19 protein-coding genes are annotated in these 19,874 nt (G+C 31.6%); 18 read left to right on the top strand and 1 reads right to left on the bottom strand.

Annotation, left to right across the window (positions count from 1 at the left end; translation table 11 throughout):
* Window positions 1-29: 29 nt before the first annotated feature.
* From AC3WV0_RS11895 to AC3WV0_RS11810, 18 genes are all read left to right on the top strand, one after another.
* Window positions 30-1,400 (top strand): oligosaccharide flippase family protein, encoded by a 1,371-nt coding sequence (locus tag AC3WV0_RS11895; protein ID WP_488846281.1) that lies wholly within the window; start codon window positions 30-32, stop codon window positions 1,398-1,400.
* On the top strand, window positions 1,401-2,624 hold the full coding sequence (locus tag AC3WV0_RS11890; protein WP_488846280.1) for a hypothetical protein: 1,224 nt from the start codon (window positions 1,401-1,403) through the stop codon (window positions 2,622-2,624).
* Window positions 2,624-3,889, top strand: a complete 1,266-nt coding sequence (locus AC3WV0_RS11885; RefSeq protein WP_488846279.1) for a glycosyltransferase family 4 protein — start codon at window positions 2,624-2,626, stop codon at window positions 3,887-3,889. Before AC3WV0_RS11890 ends, AC3WV0_RS11885 begins: the two co-directional genes overlap by 1 nt.
* Window positions 3,882-5,171 (top strand): glycosyltransferase family protein, encoded by a 1,290-nt coding sequence (locus AC3WV0_RS11880; RefSeq protein WP_488846278.1) that lies wholly within the window; start codon window positions 3,882-3,884, stop codon window positions 5,169-5,171. The genes AC3WV0_RS11885 and AC3WV0_RS11880 overlap by 8 nt, the downstream gene beginning before the upstream one ends.
* Window positions 5,172-5,174: 3 nt before the next feature.
* On the top strand, window positions 5,175-6,455 hold the full coding sequence (locus tag AC3WV0_RS11875; RefSeq protein ID WP_488846277.1) for a glycosyltransferase family protein: 1,281 nt from the start codon (window positions 5,175-5,177) through the stop codon (window positions 6,453-6,455).
* Window positions 6,439-7,656 (top strand): glycosyltransferase, encoded by a 1,218-nt coding sequence (locus AC3WV0_RS11870; protein WP_488846276.1) that lies wholly within the window; start codon window positions 6,439-6,441, stop codon window positions 7,654-7,656. The genes AC3WV0_RS11875 and AC3WV0_RS11870 overlap by 17 nt, the downstream gene beginning before the upstream one ends.
* Window positions 7,656-8,540 (top strand): hypothetical protein, encoded by an 885-nt coding sequence (locus AC3WV0_RS11865; protein WP_488846275.1) that lies wholly within the window; start codon window positions 7,656-7,658, stop codon window positions 8,538-8,540. The genes AC3WV0_RS11870 and AC3WV0_RS11865 overlap by 1 nt, the downstream gene beginning before the upstream one ends.
* Window positions 8,541-8,552: 12 nt before the next feature.
* Window positions 8,553-9,590, top strand: coding sequence for a polysaccharide biosynthesis protein (locus AC3WV0_RS11860; protein WP_488846274.1), 1,038 nt, complete (start codon window positions 8,553-8,555; stop codon window positions 9,588-9,590).
* An 11-nt stretch (window positions 9,591-9,601) separates the two neighbouring features.
* The gene (locus AC3WV0_RS11855; protein ID WP_488846273.1) at window positions 9,602-10,030 is read left to right on the top strand and encodes a WxcM-like domain-containing protein; all 429 of its coding nucleotides are present in this window, start codon (window positions 9,602-9,604) and stop codon (window positions 10,028-10,030) included.
* Complete coding sequence (locus tag AC3WV0_RS11850) at window positions 10,027-11,145, top strand: polysaccharide biosynthesis C-terminal domain-containing protein (protein WP_488846272.1); 1,119 nt, start codon at window positions 10,027-10,029, stop codon at window positions 11,143-11,145. The genes AC3WV0_RS11855 and AC3WV0_RS11850 overlap by 4 nt, the downstream gene beginning before the upstream one ends.
* A 154-nt stretch (window positions 11,146-11,299) precedes the next feature.
* Window positions 11,300-12,436, top strand: a complete 1,137-nt coding sequence (gene wecB / locus AC3WV0_RS11845) for a non-hydrolyzing UDP-N-acetylglucosamine 2-epimerase (RefSeq protein WP_488846271.1) — start codon at window positions 11,300-11,302, stop codon at window positions 12,434-12,436.
* Window positions 12,436-13,638 (top strand): glycosyltransferase family 4 protein, encoded by a 1,203-nt coding sequence (locus tag AC3WV0_RS11840; RefSeq protein WP_488846270.1) that lies wholly within the window; start codon window positions 12,436-12,438, stop codon window positions 13,636-13,638. The genes wecB and AC3WV0_RS11840 overlap by 1 nt, the downstream gene beginning before the upstream one ends.
* Complete coding sequence (locus tag AC3WV0_RS11835; RefSeq protein ID WP_488846269.1) at window positions 13,638-14,534, top strand: NAD-dependent epimerase/dehydratase family protein; 897 nt, start codon at window positions 13,638-13,640, stop codon at window positions 14,532-14,534. The genes AC3WV0_RS11840 and AC3WV0_RS11835 overlap by 1 nt, the downstream gene beginning before the upstream one ends.
* Entirely contained in the window at window positions 14,531-15,505 is a 975-nt protein-coding gene (locus tag AC3WV0_RS11830; RefSeq protein WP_488846268.1) for an MraY family glycosyltransferase, read from the top strand. Before AC3WV0_RS11835 ends, AC3WV0_RS11830 begins: the two co-directional genes overlap by 4 nt.
* 3 nt (window positions 15,506-15,508) lie before the next feature.
* Entirely contained in the window at window positions 15,509-16,054 is a 546-nt protein-coding gene (rfbC, locus tag AC3WV0_RS11825) for a dTDP-4-dehydrorhamnose 3,5-epimerase (RefSeq protein WP_488846267.1), read from the top strand.
* A 93-nt stretch (window positions 16,055-16,147) separates the two neighbouring features.
* Window positions 16,148-17,449 carry a 30S ribosomal protein S12 methylthiotransferase RimO gene (gene rimO, locus AC3WV0_RS11820; protein ID WP_488846266.1) on the top strand — a complete coding sequence of 434 codons (1,302 nt, stop codon included), beginning with the start codon at window positions 16,148-16,150 and terminating at the stop codon, window positions 17,447-17,449.
* 188 nt (window positions 17,450-17,637) lie between these two features.
* A complete protein-coding gene (locus AC3WV0_RS11815; protein ID WP_488846265.1) occupies window positions 17,638-18,306 on the top strand; it encodes a hypothetical protein in 669 nt (222 codons plus the stop codon).
* 314 nt (window positions 18,307-18,620) lie between these two features.
* Window positions 18,621-18,992 (top strand): septal ring lytic transglycosylase RlpA family protein, encoded by a 372-nt coding sequence (locus AC3WV0_RS11810; protein ID WP_089997993.1) that lies wholly within the window; start codon window positions 18,621-18,623, stop codon window positions 18,990-18,992.
* 63 nt (window positions 18,993-19,055) lie between these two features.
* Here the strand turns inward: AC3WV0_RS11810 and AC3WV0_RS11805 are convergent, their stop codons facing one another.
* Window positions 19,056-19,820: an exodeoxyribonuclease III gene (locus AC3WV0_RS11805; RefSeq protein ID WP_488846264.1), complete on the bottom strand. Its 765-nt coding sequence runs from the start codon at window positions 19,818-19,820 to the stop codon at window positions 19,056-19,058.
* Window positions 19,821-19,874: the final 54 nt, after the last annotated feature.

The following is a 19,874-nucleotide window of genomic DNA, read 5'->3' as shown; positions in this document are numbered from 1 at the left end:
ATAGAAAAAGTTTTTTCACGAAATTAATTATGATATTTAATAACCTTAAAACCATTACAGTCGCTAATATAGTTTCTTTCTTTAAGAAAGGAGATGTTAGAAGCAAAAAAGCAAAAAAAAATATATTAATTCTTTTTTTTATTCGTATTCTTTCTCTTCCAATATCATTTTTATTATTACCTATTACAATAAAATATGTTGATTCTGAATCATATGGAGTATGGCTAACTTTAACTTCTCTTGTAGCATGGATGAGTTTTTTCGATATTGGTTTAAGTAATGGCTTAAGAAATAAGTTAGGTGAAAGTTTAGCGACAGGTGACATTAATTTAGCTAAGCAGTATGTCAGTACCACCTATGCTGTCTTGGCTATTATATCTGTTTTAATATTTCTAATATTTTTAGTTGCAAATACCTTTGTTGATTGGTCAAATCTGCTAAAAGTTTCACCACATCTTTCTTCTGAATTGAGCAATGTGGCAATTATTTTAGTAGGATATTTTTGTATCAGATTCATTCTTTCGACAATACACATAATTTTTTTAGCTTATCAGTCCCCGGCACTCGCTTCTATTCAAACACTTTTGGAACAAGTGATCTCATTGGTTATTATTTTGGTTTTGACTAGATATACGAAGGGGTCTTTACTCCATCTCTCTTATGGACTATGTATAGCACCTGTGTTTGTTTTAATATATTTCAATTTTTTTTATTTCCATAATAAGCTTAAAAGCATAAGACCGTCATTTTCCTCTATTAACTTTTCATTAACAAAAAATCTGATGGGAGTTGGTTTTAAATTTTTTGTAATACAAATAGCAGGTATTATTCAATATCAAACTGCAAATTTTATTATTATAAGAAATTTTGGGGCTGAAGATGTAACAGTATATAATATTGTTTTTAAATATTTTAGTGTATTAACACTTTTAATGACAATTTTTATGACTCCTTTATGGTCTGCTGTTACAGATGCATATGTTAAACAAGATTACGATTGGATTAGAAATGCTGAGAAAAAATATCGAAAAATTGCATTTGCTCTTGCTGTAGTAGGATTCATTATGCTAATATTTTCAAAAATCGTCTATGATCTTTGGTTAGGAAAAGATCATGTAAATATTTCATTTTCTGTATCATTATGCATGTTCATTTTTACAGTATTGTCTTTTTTGGGCAGTGTATATTGTATTATTTTGAACGGAATCAGTGCTCTGAATGTACAGTTTAAAGCATCTTTAATATCACCGCTTCTTTTTATAGGAATTAATTTTCTATTTATCAATAAATTTCACTGGGGAGTTGAATCTGTAATTATTGCGGCTATATTATCAAATTTTAATGCTATTATATTAGCTCCTATTCAATATGTAAAAATTTTTAATAATAAAAAGTCATAGATGATAAAAAGAATTCCTCATATAAAAATTCAGTTTTTTTTCTTAATAATATTGTCTTTATTTAATGTATTGGCACTAATTTTTGAGAATGCGAAAGTATTGCTGTATTTTGGGGGATTAGTAGGTACAATAGGCCTTTTTGGAGTGAATATATTCGGATTTTATAGGTTTAGAAAAAACAATATAAAATTTAGAAAAAATATAATTTATATTTTGTTATGTATCTGGACACTTTATATGATATTCATGGGTTTTCAATTTAATTATGATTATTTAAGAAATATATTTTTATCACCATATATGCTTCTTCCATATCTTTTTATATTTTTTGTACAATTTTTTAAAATAGAAGATTACAAAAATATTATAGGGGGAATACATATTATTAATATTCTGTTTTTATTAATATTTATCTTTACTTTAATTTTTAAAAATAGTAGTTTAATTTCTACTAACTATATTGAGGATTGTGTAAAATATTTATGCTATCCTAATTTTTTAATGTTCTTAGGTTTCTCTAAATTGTCCAGTAAACAAAAGGTAGTTTGTATATTAGTATTTGTGATAGGATTTTTAATGGCCGTGATTGGAGCTCGGAGAAGTCTGGTTTGGGTATTTACTTGGGCATTAATGTTGTTTATATTTATTAATTATTTAAGCCGAAATGCAAGTAAACTGAAAAAACTGACTTTGATTGTGATGATTCTTATGATAGGATTTGGTATTACAATTTTATATAACTTATATTCTGAAAGCTTATTTGGAGGTCTGATTGAAAAAATTGATAAAGATACACGGGGGGCTGTTTTGAATGATTTTTATAAAGATATGGACACAAAAAGTTGGATTTTAGGTAGAGGTATCGGAGGTGAGTATAATCTTTATGAAACAGATTATGTATTTGGAGCAGATAATGAAATGTTGAAAACAAGGAATATTATTGAGGCAGGATATCTTAATTATATACTTAATGGAGGAATAATTTATTTGGTTCTATTTTCAATTTTAATTTTAGTTGCACTTATAAATGGTATTTTTAGATCAAAAAATTATTATATTAAAGTATGTAGTGCATTTATTGTACTGTATGTAATAGAATTTATACCAGCGGGAGTATCTATGTTTAATATTAGATTTTTTCTTTTATGGTTTTGTATTGCAATGTGTTGGAAGAAAATTGTTTTTGAAGCAGAAAACAAACAAATTGAAGAGAGTTTTGAATAATGGAGAATATTAAGATTTTATGGATTACAAATATCTTACTGCCTGATATATGTGAAAAAATGGATTTACCAATGCCGGTTGTTGGTGGATGGATGTTTTCGTTGGCTCACTATATTTCAAGACAACCTGGTATTTCATTAGCCATTGCTTCCGTTTATGATGGAACTACATTTGAGGAAGTTGCAGTTAATAATGTTACGTACTTTTTATTACCTAATAATAGACGTAATGAATATGATAATTTTTTGAGACCATTATGGAAAAAAATAAATGAATCTTACAAACCAGATGTTGTTCATATTCATGGAACCGAATTTCCTTATGGACTTTCTTATATTAGAGCTTGCGGTAGAGAAAAATGCTTAATCTCAATACAGGGACTTACTAGTGTTTATGCGAGATATTTTTTGGGAGGTCTAACCAAATCTGAAATAAGTAAACATACGTCAATATATGATAGTATTCGAAAAAATACCTTGTATGATCAGCAAAAGCAAATGACAAAAAGAGGAGAAATCGAAATAGAATATATAAAAACAGTAAGGAATATTGTAGGAAGAACAGATTGGGATAAAACGCATATTTGGGCAATAAACAAGAATGCTCAATATCACTTCTGCAACGAAACTTTGAGGCCGGGATTTTACAATAGAAAATGGGATTATGAAAAATGTGAAAAACATTCAATTTTTTTAAGTCAGGGAATTGTTCCCTTGAAAGGAATACACCAAGTTCTTAAATCGCTCCCTTTGATATTAAAAGACTATCCAGAAACAAAAGTATATATTGCCGGAAAAAATATTACTAAGAACAGTTCATTTAAAGATAAGATTACCATTGGCACTTATGGAAGATATATAAAAAATTTAATAAAAGAATTAAAATTAGAAAATTGTGTCATTTTTTTAGGTAATTTAGAAGAAGAACAAATGATACAAAGGTATTTAAAATCGAATGTTTTTGTGTGTTGTTCTGCTATTGAGAATAGTCCAAACTCTGTTGGTGAAGCTCAGCTATTAGGAGTTCCTGTTGTTTCAGCATATGCAGGAGGAACTCCTGATATGGTTATTGATGGAGAATCTGGCTTCTTATACCGCTTTGAAGAAATAGAAAAACTGGCGAAGATAATAATTGAACTATTTGCCTCGAAATCTTGTTCAGAGATATCATTAAAGGGTAGATCGATAGCAATGGAAAGACATGATATTGATACAAATGGACAAAGAATAATGAATATTTACCATTTAATTAAAAACAATGTCTAATACTAATTATCCAAAGGTATTAATTATCAGCGATTGTGATTTTCATTATGGTAATGATGCGACATCAATAACCTTACGAAATATTTTTAGCGATTGGCCTGAAGAAAAATTATCTTTCATTCAATTAATGTCAGATAATTATACTAAATCTTCAGTTGACAAAAAAATCATATTAGATACCGCAAACTTAAAATATGGGTACTTGTTCAGGAAGATTAAAAAGAAACCGAATAATTCTAAAAATAATATACCTGCTGTTGTTTTAGAGAAAAATGTAACCCGACAGTATAAAATTAAACATATAGCGAGAACCTGGATAGCCGCATCCGGTAATATGCTGAATTATAAAATAGATGATAGTCTTATAAAATTTATCCAAATCCAGCAACCGGAAATCATTTATGTTCTGCCTTACGGTAGAAGAATTATAAACCTTACTCTTAATATTCATCAGAAATTTAATATTCCAATACTTCCACACTTTATGGATGATTGGCCTTCGACTATTTATGATTCATTAATAACATCCATACATAGAAAACTGACACTGAAATCACTTAGAAGTTTGTTAAAAGTTTGCAAAAAATCGTTGGTAATATCTGAAGCTATGAAAAGTGAATTTGAATACCGTTACAAAGGCACGCAGTTTATTCCTTTAATGAATGATGTAAGTTTATACAAACCTAAAGAAGTAGATTTCAAACATATAGTTGAAAACAAACTTTCTCTATGCTATGCTGGTGGCTTGCATCTCAACCGATGGTCTTCCCTACTTATCATTTGCAATCTTATGAAGAAGTTAGATAAAATAGAAAGGTTAGACATTTATACAAACAAAATGGATTGGGAATCTGTAAAAAACATGTTTGAGAAATTTCCTTTTGTACATTATAAAGAATTTCTGGTTCATGAGAAAGTTTTGGAATCTATAAGTGAATATGATTGTCTTTTATTTATAGAATCATTTGATTATAATGTGAAAAAATATACTAAGTTTTCGATCTCAACGAAGATTCCGGAATATTTATCTTTAGGAATGCCAATCATAACTATTGGCCCATCGGATATAGCTTCGATAGATTATCTTAACAAAAATGATTTAGCAATTATATGTAGTGAAAATGAGGATCAATGTAGTGATACATTACAAAAATCCTTGTCAAATGCTGAGATGTTGAGAAGAAAAATTGAAAACGGCAAAAGAATTTTCTTTAAAAATCATTACAGGGAAACCCAACACAAAAAGTTTCTTAAATTGCTATCTTCCATTTTAAGTAATTAATAGATGAAAATACTTATAGTAAGTCATAATCCATTTTCGAAAATTTCAAATAATGGAAAAACTTTAGAATCCATCTTTAAAGGTTTTGCAAAACATGAACTTTGCCAGATATATTTTGTAGAAGACATCGATATAGATAAAGAATATGCAGATTTCTATTTAAAGATTACTGATAAAGATATTATTTTAAGAAGAAAGCTGGGGCAATCTAATTTATCAGATAAATTTTCTCAAGAAAAGACTGTCGTAAAACCAGGTAATAAATTCTTTTCATATTTAAGAAAAAACAAGCATAAAATAGCATTTGTTAGAGATTATTTGTGGAAGGTCTGCAGGATACATTCAAATAATGAGATGCATGATTGGATCAAAAAACAATCTCCTGATTTAATCTTTTTTGTGGGAGGCAACCAAATATTTTCACACGATATAGTGAATAGCATCATAAGCCGTCATCAAATAAAGTCAGCAGTTTACTTCACAGATGATTATATATTTTCTACCCAGAAGAGTGGTTTTTTACAGCAAAAACATTACAAAAAGCTTTGTGAGGCATATTTCAGAACTATTAATAATGCTGATTTATGTTTTGGAATAAGTGATTTGATGTGCGAAAAGTATTCTGAATATTACAAGAAACAATTTATGCCTATCATGAATAGTATTAATTTGAATCTTTATAATGATATAATCAAAGAGCGTTTTTCTAAAAATGAAATAATTGTATCTTATTTTGGAAGTTTACATCTTAATCGTGATAAAATGCTTATTAGATTAGGAAATTTATTTTCACAGATAAAAGAAGTTAAAATAGTTATTCATTTATATACTGCTTCAGAAATTAACGTACCCTTGAACAATATTTTTAAAAATAATAATATAATTTTTAAAGGTAAAGTACAAGGTCATACTTTATATCGCGAAATCATTAATTCGGATATACTGTTGCACGCAGAAAGTGACGATCCCTTTAATAGAGCTCTTACTAAGCTTTCCGTTTCAACTAAAATACCGGAATATTTATTATCTAGAAATATGATACTAGCTTATGGTCCAATCGATATAGCTTCGATAAGACTGTTGAAAGATAATAATTTAGCCTTTATTTTAAATAGTGAAGATTCGGATAAAGAAAATATAAATAAATTATTGGATATTATCAATAATAAGAAGGAGAAAGATAGACTGATAGAAAATGCATATCAATATGCTATAAAAAAGTTCGATGAAGAAAAAATTAGCAGTAATTTTCGTTATATAATTGAAAGTGAAATTAGAAAATAAAAATATTACGTTTATTGGAGGAATATTTTTACCTCACAATATCGACTACTTTAAACACCATTCAAAAGGGATTTTTCAGTATGCCGCGGATACTATGCAAAAAAATATTATCAGAGGCTTACAAGAAAATCTTTCTCAAAAATTAAATATTATTACGGTTCCTTTTATTGGTTCATTTCCAGATTCTAGCAGTTTGAGATATGTTGAAAATCAAGTTATTGACCAGGATGGATGTTTTATATCGCAGGTAGGATTTAATAATATAAAAGTTATCAATGATTTTTCTAAGTACCAAAATTTAAAGAAAGAGATAGCCCAGCAGTTTATAGTCCTGAAAAAGCCATTAGATGCAATTGTTATATATGGGATGTTTCCGTATTTTCTGAAGATAGCATGTTTTATAAAAAAGAAATTGCCTGCTGTGAAAATATGCATGATTGTGCCAGATCTCCCACATCTTATGGGTGGTGATAATACGAAATTACATATAAAAATATATAATCGTTGTATTAAAAGAATCATTAAGAATAATATTAATTATATAGATTCTTTTGTGTTTGTCTCTAAATATATGGAAGATTATCTTAAAACAAGCAAACCTTTTGAAGTGCTTGAAGGGATTTACAATGTGGAAGAAGATAAAATAGTAGAAGATAAAGAGGCTAATCCTACAATTCTTTATTCAGGAACATTAGCATTAAGATATGGGATTGAAGAACTGTTGCAAGCTTTTGTATTAATAAAAGATCCAGAGTTAAAATTATGGATATGTGGAGCAGGAAATGGTGAAAAAGTTGTACAAGAATATGCAACCAAAGATAAAAGAATCATATATAAAGGGCAGCTTGATCGTTCAGAAGTTCTTAGATTGCAAAAAAAAGCTACCATATTAATAAACCCACGAAATGATAAAGAAGATTTTACTAAATATTCGTTCCCCTCAAAAACAATAGAATATTTAGGTTCAGGAACTGCAACCATTCTATACAAGTTAAGTGGTATTCCTGAAGAATATTACAATTATTGTTTTATATGTGAAGAAAATGGTATTGAAGGATTAAAAAATTCAATAATTGAAGTACTTAGTAAACCTGAGGAAGTTTTGAAAAGTATGGGAGAAAATGCCAAACAGTTTATTGTTAAAAATAAAAATGAAAGTACACAAAGCAGAAAAATTATCACTTTAATTAATAGTTTATAATGAAAATTAAATTTTTTTTATTTTCTGTACTAATTTTTAATGTTTTTGTTGTGGCGCAACAAAAACAAAAAATATTATTTTGTTCTGAATTAGATAATCCCATACAACAAAAATTTGTTAAAAACAATAATGTTCAGAATGTGTACATATTCTATCAGGACTTTATTATTGATAAGAATTTAATGTTGGATAAGATAAAGTTAATGAAAGAAATAATAAGACAGATCCCCAATAAATATGCCAAAGGCTATGCTGTATTGGATATTGAAGGAGAATCTTTGTTAATATTATTGAAAGAAAAAAAAACAGGTCGTGATGAATATATGAGAATATTGAATAATTATATACGTACTATTAAATTTGCAAAATCTCTGAGACCAAATATTAAGTGGGCTTTTTATGGATTTAATTTAACGAGTTATCCTTATGTGACTGACTCACATAAAAAGATTGTCCGTGATACCTATCCCTTACTAAAAGAACAAGATTTTTTAGCACCGAGTATGTATCTGCAGGACAAAAAAACAGATCAGAATCTTGTAAAAATTGATAAATTCGTTATTTCAAATATAAATTACTCTATTGAGATATCAAAACAACTAAGAAAGCCCATATATCCTTTTATATGGAATAGATATCATAATATAGAATCATCAAATACCTTAATAGATCCTGAAGAATTTAAATGGTATGTAAATAAAATTTTAAATACAGAATTTCAAGGAAGCAAAGTAAATGGGATTGTATTTTGGAATTCGGAAACCTATACTTACAAGACAAATAACGACAAAAATGTCAGAAAAGAATATGAGAAAGTACATAATTTTGATGAATACCAAATGAATTTGCTACAAACATATTGGAATAAATTAACCATAAAATAATAAGCTTAATACATGACTGAATTAAAAGACAAAACATTATTGATAACGGGAGGTACAGGGTCTTTCGGAACAGCCGTTTTAAATAGATTTCTTAAAACCGATCATTTCAAGGAAATCAGGATTTTCTCCCGCGATGAAAAAAAACAGGATGATATGAGAAATCAGTTTAGAAATGATAAACTGAAGTTCTATATCGGCGATGTGAGAGACTACAGGAGTGTTGAATCGGCGATGAGAGGGGTAGATTATGTCTTTCATGCAGCGGCTCTGAAGCAGGTTCCTTCATGCGAGTTTTTCCCCATGCAGGCCGTAAAAACAAATGTTGAGGGAACACAGAATGTTATTGACGCCGCAGCTCAGAATCATGTAAAGAAAGTAATTTGCTTAAGTACCGATAAAGCTGCTTACCCTATCAATGCGATGGGAATTTCTAAAGCAATGATGGAAAAGGTCGCCGTTGCAGCATCCAGAAACCTTGAAAATACAGTGGTATGCCTCACAAGATACGGTAATGTGATGGCTTCAAGAGGTTCTGTAATTCCTTTATTTGTAAAGCAGATTAAAAATGGGGGGCCGATTACCGTTACAGATCCCAATATGACAAGATTCCTGATGTCACTGGAAGAGGCGGTAGAACTCGTTTTGTTCGCTTTCGAACATGGAAATCCGGGAGATTTATTTGTCAATAAAGCTCCTGCAGGAAAAATCGGAGATCTCGCTCAGGCACTGAAAGAAATGTTTAAAGCAGATAACCCTGTAAAAGTTATTGGAACCAGACACGGTGAAAAGCTGTACGAAACATTGTGTACACGTGAAGAAATGATTAAAGCAGAAGACATGGGAGATTTTTATAGAATTCCGGCGGATAACAGGGATTTGAACTATGCCCAGTACTTTTCTGAAGGGACAAAGGATATTTCAAAAGTCGAGGATTATCATTCTCACAATACTCAGCAGCAGGATGTCGAAGGAATGAAAAAGCTTTTAATGAAACTTCCTCTCATCAGAAAAGAAGTGTTAGGAGAAGATATCATGCAGTATCCGGATTAAAAAATATCAATATGGAAGTTCCTAAAATTATTTCCGGAGGCAATCATCTGGATGAAAGAGGTACTCTTTTTTTCAATAATAATTTCGATGCTTCCGAAGTGAAAAGAATTTATTTTATCGAAAATAAAGATACACATTTTGTCAGAGGCTGGATAGGACATAAAATAGAGCAGCGCTGGTTTAGTGCAATAACAGGAAATTTTATCATAAGGCTTGTGAAAATTGACAGCTGGATAGAACCAGATAAACAAACTGAAATAATGGAATTTGAACTGGACAGCCGTCGGTTGAATATTCTGCACATTCCTCAGGGATATGCTACGGCTATTCAGGCAAAAGAAGAGGGATCAAGGCTGTTGGTAATGGCCAATTACTTATTGGGCGAAATAGATGACCAATATCGTTTTGAAATAGATTATTTTAAAAAATTAATATCATGAAAAGAATCGGAATTACAGGACAAAATGGGTTTGTCGGATCTCATTTATATAATACTTTAGGATTAACTCCGGACAAATACGAAAGAATAAATTTTGACAGAGAATTTTTTGATGATTCTGAAAAGTTAAATGAGTTTGTCAGACAATGCGATGTGATTATTCATCTAGCGGCAATGAACCGTCATCCTGATCCCGAGGTTATTTACCATAATAATGTAGATCTTGTTAAAAAACTGGTAACCTCACTTGAAAATACAGGCTCCAAAGCACATGTCATTTTTTCGTCTTCATCACAGGAAGAAAGAGATAATTTGTATGGAAAATCCAAGAAAGAGGGAAGAGAATTACTGGCAGACTGGGCGGAAAGAGCAGGAGGGAAATTTTCGGGGATGGTAATTCCTAATGTGTTTGGACCTTTCGGTAAACCTAATTATAATTCTTTCGTTGCAACCTTTTGCCATAAATTGACTCATGGTGAAAAACCGGTAATTGATAATGATGGTGAAGTAAGATTAATTTATGTAGCAGAGCTCGTTCAGGAAATCATCAGCCAGATTGAAAATGAGAGTATAAACACATTCTATGAAGTGCCTCATACTTCAGTAAATAAAGTGTCAGAGGTTCTTCAAAAGTTAGAAAACTTTAAAAGTTTATATTTTGACAACGGTGAAATTCCTGATCTGCAGAATAGTTTTGACTTAAATCTTTTTAATACGTTCCGATGTTATTTTGATATTAAAAATCATTACCCTGTAAAATTTACACAGCATACAGATCCCAGAGGCGCTTTTGTGGAAGTCATAAGGCTGGGCATTGGCGGCCAATGTTCTTTTTCAACGACTGTTCCGGGAATTACAAGAGGAAATCACTTTCATACCAGAAAAATAGAAAGATTTGCAGTAATAAAAGGAAAAGCGTTAATACAATTAAGAAAAATTGATACAGAAGAAGTATTAGACTTTTATCTAGATGGAAATGAGCCTGCATATGTAGACATGCCGATATGGTACACGCATAACATTAAAAATATTGGAGAAGAAGAACTGTACACCATCTTTTGGATCAATGAGCCGTTTAATCCTGAAGATGCAGATACCTATTTTTTGGAAGTCTGATTCTAATTGACTTAAAGCAGTTTCAATGTGTGATAACCAGAATTATAGGCTATAGCAAATTTTATTTTTATCACAACATCATGGGAATATCTATTTATCATTTGAATTTGGTATTTTTGGTGCTGCAAAAAAAAAATAATTTCAAAATTTACAAATGAAGAAATTAAAAGTAATAACTGTGGTGGGCACAAGGCCCGAAATTATTAGATTATCAAGAGTATTATCAGCTTTAGATAAATCTGAGGCTGTTGAGCATATTATCGTTCATACAGGGCAAAATTATGATTATGAGCTTAATCAGATTTTCTTTGAAGATTTAGGACTTCGTAAACCTGATTATTTCCTGGAAGCGGCCGGAAAAACAGCTACTGAAACCATCGGTAATATTTTGATTAAAATTGATCCTCTTTTGGAAGAGATAAAGCCTGATGCATTTTTAGTGTTGGGCGATACCAATTCATGTCTTTGTGCGATTCCTGCAAAAAAAAGACAAATTCCCATTTTCCATATGGAAGCTGGAAACAGATGTTTTGATCAAAGGGTTCCTGAGGAAACAAACAGAAAAATAGTGGATCATACAGCGGATATCAATCTTACGTATTCAGATATTGCAAGAGAATATCTTTTAAGAGAAGGGCTTCCTGCAGACCGGATTATTAAGACAGGTTCTCCGATGTTTGAAGTGTTGAATCACTATCTGCCGCAAATCGAAAGCTCAGATGTAGTAAGCCGTTTAAATTTAGAACAGGGAAAATACTTCGTGGTTTCTTCTCACAGGGAAGAAAACATCAATTCAGAGAAAAATTTTAATGGATTGATGGAAAGCCTTAATGCTATTGCGGAAAAGTTCGGATTCCCAATTATTGTTTCTACTCATCCAAGAACCAGAAATATGATTGATAAAATGAAGCTGACCATGAGATCTGAAATTCAGTTTTTAAAGCCATTAGGATTTCATGACTATAATGCATTGCAGATGAGAAGCTATGCGGTTTTATCAGATTCTGGAACCATTTCTGAAGAATCTTCAATCTTGAATTTCAGAGCCCTGAACATACGGGAAGCTCACGAAAGACCGGAAGCCATGGAAGAAGCTTCTGTGATGATGGTAGGGTTGTCACCGGAAAGAATCATGCAGGGACTTACCCAGCTTCAGCAGCAGGAAACCGGAAAAGAAAGAAATTACAGGCAGGTTGCAGATTATTCAATGCCAAATGTATCTGAAAAGATGGTAAGGATTATTCTCAGCTATACAGATTATATTAACAGAGTGGTGTGGAGCAAAAAATAATGAAAATACTTATTGTAACTCAATATTTTTTTCCTGAAAATTTTAAAAGTAATGATTTAGCCTTTGAATTAAAAAAAAGGGGGCATGATGTTACTGTTCTTACAGGCATTCCAAATTATCCTGAAGGTAAAGTGTTTAATGGGTACGGATATTTTAAAAAAAGAAAGGAAATTATTAATGGTGTTACAGTTGTAAGGTCATTATTGTTAACAAGAGGAAACGGCGGTGGTTTCAGATTATTTCTCAACTATTTTAGCTGGGCTTTCTTTGCTTCCTTGAAAGCAATACAACTATCGTCTAAAAAGTTTGACAGGATTATTGTACATGAGCCATCACCTATTACACAGTTTTATCCTGCATTAATAGTAAAGAAACTGCAAAAAACTCCCATTTACTTTTGGGTAATGGATTTATGGCCGGAAAGCCTTGAAATAGCTGGTGGTATTAAAAATAAATTTATAATAAGTTTTTTTACTAGAATGGTGAAGAGCTTTTACAAAGAATCAGAAAAAATACTTGTCACATCGAAAGGTTTCAAAAAATCTATTTTGGAAAAAGGCGATTTTGAAAGTAAAATCGAATATTTCCCTAATTGGGCAGAGCGTACTATATATTCAGGAAACAAAAACTTCCCATTGCCTGAGCTTCCAGAAGGATTCAGGGTAATGTTCGCTGGAAATATCGGTGAAGCACAGGATATGGATAATGTTATGAAGGCTGCTTTGTATTTAAAGGAAAATACTGATATTAAGTTTATTTTAGTAGGAGATGGTAGGAGAATGCCTTTTGTTCAGGAGTTTATTAAAAACAATGACCTTAAGGAAACTGTCTATACGGTAGGTCGCTATCCCGTTGAAGCTATGGCTTCTTTTTTCAATGCTGCAGATATATTATTAGTAAGTCTTAAAGATGATCCTATATTCAATATTACTGTTCCTGCAAAAGTTCAGGCATACATGAGTTCAGGAAAACCAATTTTAGCAATGTTAAATGGAGAAGGAGCGGAAAACATAGCCGAAGCTAATTGTGGCTTTTCTGTGCCTGCGGGTCAAGCAGAAAAGCTAGCATCTGTAATTCAAATGATATCACAAATGAAAAATGATGATTTGGCTACCTTAGGAAGAAATGGAAAAGAATATTATGATTTTAACTACACAATGGAGCAATGTATTTCAAATCTTGAAAAAATAATTTCTCAATAATGAAAGTTATAATCACCGGAGCATCAGGCTTTGTAGGGCAAAATGTATCGAAATATCTTAATGAAGAAAAAATAAATATTTTCGCAATTTCCATGCGTAACGAATGGAATTGTCCTAAAGATGCCGATGCCATTATTCATCTTGCAGGTAAAGCACATGATACTGAAAATACTTCAGTTGCAGATGAGTATTTTAAGGTGAATACTGAATTAACAAAGAAAATTTTCAACGATTTCTTACATTCTGATATAAAAGATTTCATTTATTTCAGCAGTGTAAAAGCTGTAGCAGATACCGTTGAAGATATTTTGTATGAAACTCAAATCGCACAACCTCAAACACCTTATGGAAAATCTAAATTACTTGCAGAAGAATATTTACTTTCTATTAATCTTCCAAGTACAAAAAGACTTTTTATTATTCGCCCATGCATGATTCATGGCCCGGGAAATAAAGGAAACTTAAATCTGCTTTATAAGTTGGTCAAAAAAAATGTTCCGTGGCCTTTAGCAGCCTTTGATAATAAAAGATCTTTTTTAAGTATAGATAATTTAAACTTTTTAATATTAAAATTATTAACAAATAAAGAAATTAAGTCTGGAATTTATAATTTTGCAGATGACGATTTTGTATCAACTAATGAATTGATAGAGATTATTGATGAAGTTCTTGGAAAAAAAACAAAACAATTAAAAATCTATCCTTTCGTTATAAAATCTTTTTCGAAAATTGGTGACAAATTAAAATTTTCATTAAATTCGGAAAGATTAAAAAAACTAACGGAAAATTATAAAGTTTCCAACCAGAAAATAAAAGAAAATTTAAATATTCGACATCTTCCCTCGTCGACTAAAGAAGGATTAATAAAAACTATAAAAAGCTTTGAACACGAATGATAGAACATCTCTTGGTTTTCATAACATTATTTATTTTAATACATATCTATTTTAAAATCGCCGATAAATATAATATTATCGACAAGCCTAATCATCGCAGCGCCCATTCGCAGATTACACTGAGAGGAGGTGGAATTATCTTTCCGATAGCCTTTGTGATTTTTTGTTTATTTAACTTTAAAGAGGCAACTGAAGAATACTTGTCCTTCGGACTTGGATTACTGGCAATATGTCTCGTCAGCTTTATAGATGATATCAAAACGCTGTCAGGTAAAGTGAGAATTTCAGTTCATTTTATATCTGTATGCCTTTTGCTGTATTTCACTAAAACATTCAATCTATTACCCATTTGGACGTGGCCGATGTTCTTTATAATGATCATAGGTACATTAAATGCCTATAATTTTATGGATGGAATAAATGGGATGACAGGTGCTTATACTTTAGTTACATTACTGACTTTGCTGTACATCAATCAATATATTATTACTTTTACAGCAGATGACTTTATAACCTATGCAATTCTTGCATCTTTGGTCTTTCTGTTTTTTAATTTCAGAAAAAAAGCGAAATGCTTTGCAGGAGATGTGGGAAGTATGGGTATCGGTTTTTGGGTAATTGGTTTGGTAACTCTTCTTATTATGAAAACTCAAGATTATAAATATATTTTGCTGTTTTCTGTTTATGGGATGGAAGTCGTACTAACCATTATCGAACGACTAAGTCTGAAGGAAAACATTTTCGAAGCTCACAGAAGACATCTGTATCAGTTGCTTGCTAATGAAAAAAAACTGTCTCACCTCACAATCAGTAGCATTTATGCTATTAGTCAGTTAGTGATCAATGTATTTTTACTCCATACAAAATTACCCATTGGTATTGTTATATTGATTATTTTTATTCCCTTTGGAGCAATATATTTAGGTATGAAAATAAGCTTAAAAAGGAAAATGAAATCTGTTATTAAATAAAATATGAAAATAAAAGAAACTCCGCTAAAAGATTGTTATATCATCGAACCTACAATTTTTGAAGATGAAAGAGGATATTTTTTTGAAAAATTTAATGAAAAAAAATTTGAGGAGCTTACAGGAATGAACGGGCATTTTGTTCAGGATAACATCTCCAAGTCTTCTTATGGTGTAATCCGTGGAGTACATTTACAGAAAGGCGAGCATGCACAGGCCAAATTGGTTTCTTGCCTTGAGGGCAGCGTTTGGGATGTTGCAGTTGACCTGAGAGAAGATTCACCAACCTATGGAAAATGGTTTGGAATTGAACTTACAGCAGAAAACAAAGTACAGCTGTATGTGCCAAGGGGGTTCGGACATGGATTTTCTGTACTCAGCGAAACTGCGGTTTTCTCTTACAAATGTGATAATTTTTACAATAAGGAATCCGAAGGAAGTGTAAGATATAATGATTCAGATCTTAATATTGACTGGAAAATTAGTGTACAGGATGCCATACTTTCCGAAAAAGATGAAAATGCTCCCAGCTTTAAAGAAAAGAATTTTTAAACAGATACTGGAAAGTCACTTTATTAAAGTGGCTTATTTTTTTAATCTATACTCTTCAATATTTCGTATCTTTGCAAACTCAAAATCAAAAAGATGCGTACAAAATCTGTAGGAAAGAAGAAAATCAATGTAGTAACACTTGGATGTTCCAAGAATGTTTATGATTCCGAAGTTTTGATGAGTCAGCTGAAAGCCAATGGTAAAGAAGTTGTTCATGAAGACAGAGGAGATATTGTTGTCATTAATACCTGCGGATTTATAGATAATGCTAAAGAAGAATCGATTAATACGATTCTTGATTATGTAGAGGCCAAAAACAGGGGCGAAGTAGAAAAAGTATTTGTTACCGGTTGTTTATCAGAACGATATAAACCGGATCTTATAAAGGAAATTCCTGATGTTGATCAATATTTCGGGACAAGGGATCTTCCGATTTTGTTAAAGCATTTGGGTGCAGATTACAAGCACGAACTGGTGGGCGAACGTTTAACGACAACTCCTAAACACTACGCTTATCTTAAAATTTCAGAAGGTTGTGACAGGCCTTGTTCTTTCTGTGCAATTCCACTTATGAGGGGTGGACATGTTTCTACACCTATTGAAAAATTAGTTTCTGAAGCTCAAAAGCTGGCCAAAAAAGGAACTAAAGAATTGATTCTTATTGCACAGGATCTTACCTATTACGGGTTGGATATTTATAAAAAACGTGCGCTTGGGGATTTGCTAAAGGAATTGGTAAAAGTAGAAGGTATCGAGTGGATTCGTCTTCATTATGCCTTCCCTAGTGGCTTCCCGGAAGATGTGTTAGACATTATCAGAGAAGAACCCAAAGTTTGTAATTATATTGATATTCCTCTTCAGCACATCAATTCAGACTTATTAAAGTCGATGAAAAGAGGAACTACTCATGAAAAAACGAATGCTCTTTTGTCAAAATTCAGAGAGAAAGTTCCGGATATGGCAATCAGAACAACACTTATTGTCGGCTATCCTGGTGAGACAGAAGAAATTTTCCAGGAGCTTAAAGACTGGGTAAAAGAACAAAAGTTTGACAGGCTTGGATGCTTTACGTACTCTCATGAAGAAAATACAGGCGCTTACGTTTTGGAAGATACTATTCCACAGGAAATAAAAGAAGCCAGAGTAGAGGAAATTATGGAGCTTCAGTCACAAATTTCATGGGAAAAAAATCAGGAAAAAATCGGAAAGATATACAAGTGTATTTTCGATAGAAAAGAAGGCAATTATTTCATTGGAAGAACAGAATATGATTCTCCGGATGTCGATAATACAGTTTTGGTATCAGCAGAAAATACTTACATTTCCATCGGTGATTTTGCTGATGTAAAAATTACGTCTGCGGAAGAATTTGATCTTTATGGAGAATTGGTTTAAGATTCAGAGTTCATAATGAATTTGATCACTGATTATTACACAGCTTTATTTTCCATTTAAAATAAAATATTACATTTGCGATAGATAATGCTTTGAAAGTTAATTACATTTGAAGACAAATAATTTAATAATAATTTATAAATGCACAAGTTGATATTAGAGAATTTATTTAAATCTTAAAAAAACATATGAAAAAAACATTATTAACATCAACAATTTTAGTTGTTTTAGGAATAAGTATTCATGCCCAGCAGGGTAGAGTAGGAATTAACACAACCAGTCCTGCCGCAACTTTAGATATCCAGGCTAATACTTCAAACAATTCTTTACCGGATGCGATTTTGGTTCCCCGTTTGACGCGAGCTCAGCTGGAAGCAAAAAATGCAGCCTATACCAATGGTACCGGAGCTGCAAACCAAAACGGAGCTTTAGTATTTGTAAATGATGCAACCAGTGGAACAGGAACAGGCAAAACGATAAATGTTAAAAGTTCCGGATTCTACTATTACGATGCGCCAAACGCAGTTTGGGTAGCGGTAACCCCAAATCTGAAAGTTTCAGTTGGTACTGCCGAGACGCCTACCAATACACTTGTCGGCAGCTCACAGGTTTATGCGATAAAAGGATCGTTTAATGCAACAGGAACTTCATCCACAGTAAGCATTCCCTCACCTCCCGGAATGACCTCTTTATATTCCATTACTATATATAAGACAGGGTCAGGAGTGGTGTATGATAGAAGTCTTTATTCTTATACTATTTCAACAAATGCTGGAAATGCTGTTACAGGCTCACCCAATATGTCTGTAATATATCCTATGGGTAGCTACGATTATGTAATGGAATATCTTAAATGAGAAATTTTATTTAAAGCTATTTATAGCATGGTATAATTGGCAAAATTGCTAAAGGTGATAATGTTTAAATATCTGGTTATTAATAATTTATATTTTTTAAATTTTAAAATTCAATAGAAACAAGTTAAATTTGTTAACTTTTTAGTGGTAATTTTAACATTTTTTAACAATATGGTTTATTTGTTTGATTTTCAATTTTTTAAATAAAAAATTAACATTAATTTATGTTTTTGTTAACATTTATTAACAGTTAGAATAGGCACTTTAAAAGAATCCTGATACATTTGCCAAGTCAAAACCAATAAAAGTTCAAAGTGATGAAAAGATTCATTCTCGTAATCATAATGATGATTTCAACCCTTGGTGTTTATTCGTTCAAAATGAATGCCATAGATGCGAAAAAAACAAGTTATGCATCGTACTACCACGATAAATTTAACGGTAGAAAAACTGCAAGCGGAGAAATCTTTGATAATGCAAAATTCACTGCAGCAAACAGAACGCTTCCTTTCGGAACAAACATTAAGGTAACTAACCTGAACAATGGTAAAGAGGTAATTGTGAAAATTAATGATAGAGGACCTTACCATTCGTCAAGAGCTTTAGATATGTCTAAAGCAGCGTTCGATGAAATCGGAGATACCGATAGGGGTACCATTCCGGTGGAATATGAAATTGTCGATTAATCTTATGATTTAAATTACAAAAGCCAACTAAAGAGTTGGCTTTTTGTTTTTATATAAATGTATTTAAAAATGAAGTTCTACGAGGGCCGGACAATGATCAGAATGTGCAGCTTCTTTTAAAATAACCGCTCTGGTAAGTTTGTCTTTTAAAGTATAAGAAGTAAAATTATAATCCAGTCTCCAGCCTTTATTTTTTGCCCTGGAATTCTGCCTGTAGCTCCACCATGTATAGTTATCAGGTTCATTATTAAAAAACCTGAAACTGTCGATTAATTCACACTCATTAATGAAATCGGTCATCCATTCTCTTTCCATTGGTAAAAACCCTGAAACATTCTTTAAACGGACCGGATCATGAATGTCAATCGCTTCATGACAGATATTAAAGTCTCCCGAAATAATAAGATTAGGAATTTCCTTTTTTAAATTTTTGATGTAGTCTAGAAAATCATGACAGAACTGCATTTTAAACCCCAGCCTTTCAATATTCGAAGCAGATGGTACATAGACTGATATTGCAGAAAAGTCGTCAAAATCAGCCCGTATAATTCTGCCTTCGTTATCATAGCTTTCAATACCACAACCGTATTCAACATGATTGGGCTTTACTTTTGAAGCGATTCCGACCCCACTGTAGCCTTTTCTTACTGCCGAATGCCAATAGCTGTGATATCCTAACTTTTCCAGGCTTTCGATGTCGATCTGGTCATTTCCTGCCTTACTTTCCTGAATGCAGATAACATCCGGATCAGCTGATTTCAGCCAGCCTAAAAAATCTTTTGTGAAAGCGGCCCTGATTCCGTTTACATTATAAGTGATTAATTTCAATATTTTAATTTTTCCAAAAATACGAAATGAAATTAGCTTATTAGGTTCTAAAAT

Source organism: Chryseobacterium sp. 27AL (assembly GCF_057815395.1).
The sequence above is the reverse complement of the archived record's forward strand: the minus strand, read 5'-3'. Positions and strand labels throughout refer to the sequence as shown.

Excerpts from the sequence above, each read along its gene's own strand:
- AC3WV0_RS11865 (WP_488846275.1), top strand. The coding sequence starts at position 7,656 with ATGAAAATTAAATTTTTTTTATTTTCTGTACTAATTTTTAATGTTTTT.
- AC3WV0_RS11880 (WP_488846278.1), top strand. The coding sequence starts at position 3,882 with ATGTCTAATACTAATTATCCAAAGGTATTAATTATCAGCGATTGTGAT.
- AC3WV0_RS11815 (WP_488846265.1), top strand. The coding sequence starts at position 17,638 with ATGAAAAAAACATTATTAACATCAACAATTTTAGTTGTTTTAGGAATA.
- wecB (WP_488846271.1), top strand. The coding sequence starts at position 11,300 with ATGAAGAAATTAAAAGTAATAACTGTGGTGGGCACAAGGCCCGAAATT.
- AC3WV0_RS11850 (WP_488846272.1), top strand. The coding sequence starts at position 10,027 with ATGAAAAGAATCGGAATTACAGGACAAAATGGGTTTGTCGGATCTCAT.
- AC3WV0_RS11840 (WP_488846270.1), top strand. The coding sequence starts at position 12,436 with ATGAAAATACTTATTGTAACTCAATATTTTTTTCCTGAAAATTTTAAA.
- AC3WV0_RS11890 (WP_488846280.1), top strand. The coding sequence starts at position 1,401 with ATGATAAAAAGAATTCCTCATATAAAAATTCAGTTTTTTTTCTTAATA.
- AC3WV0_RS11830 (WP_488846268.1), top strand. The coding sequence starts at position 14,531 with ATGATAGAACATCTCTTGGTTTTCATAACATTATTTATTTTAATACAT.
- AC3WV0_RS11860 (WP_488846274.1), top strand. The coding sequence starts at position 8,553 with ATGACTGAATTAAAAGACAAAACATTATTGATAACGGGAGGTACAGGG.
- AC3WV0_RS11895 (WP_488846281.1), top strand. The coding sequence starts at position 30 with ATGATATTTAATAACCTTAAAACCATTACAGTCGCTAATATAGTTTCT.
- AC3WV0_RS11875 (WP_488846277.1), top strand. The coding sequence starts at position 5,175 with ATGAAAATACTTATAGTAAGTCATAATCCATTTTCGAAAATTTCAAAT.
- rimO (WP_488846266.1), top strand. The coding sequence starts at position 16,148 with ATGCGTACAAAATCTGTAGGAAAGAAGAAAATCAATGTAGTAACACTT.
- AC3WV0_RS11855 (WP_488846273.1), top strand. The coding sequence starts at position 9,602 with ATGGAAGTTCCTAAAATTATTTCCGGAGGCAATCATCTGGATGAAAGA.
- AC3WV0_RS11835 (WP_488846269.1), top strand. The coding sequence starts at position 13,638 with ATGAAAGTTATAATCACCGGAGCATCAGGCTTTGTAGGGCAAAATGTA.
- rfbC (WP_488846267.1), top strand. The coding sequence starts at position 15,509 with ATGAAAATAAAAGAAACTCCGCTAAAAGATTGTTATATCATCGAACCT.
- AC3WV0_RS11885 (WP_488846279.1), top strand. The coding sequence starts at position 2,624 with ATGGAGAATATTAAGATTTTATGGATTACAAATATCTTACTGCCTGAT.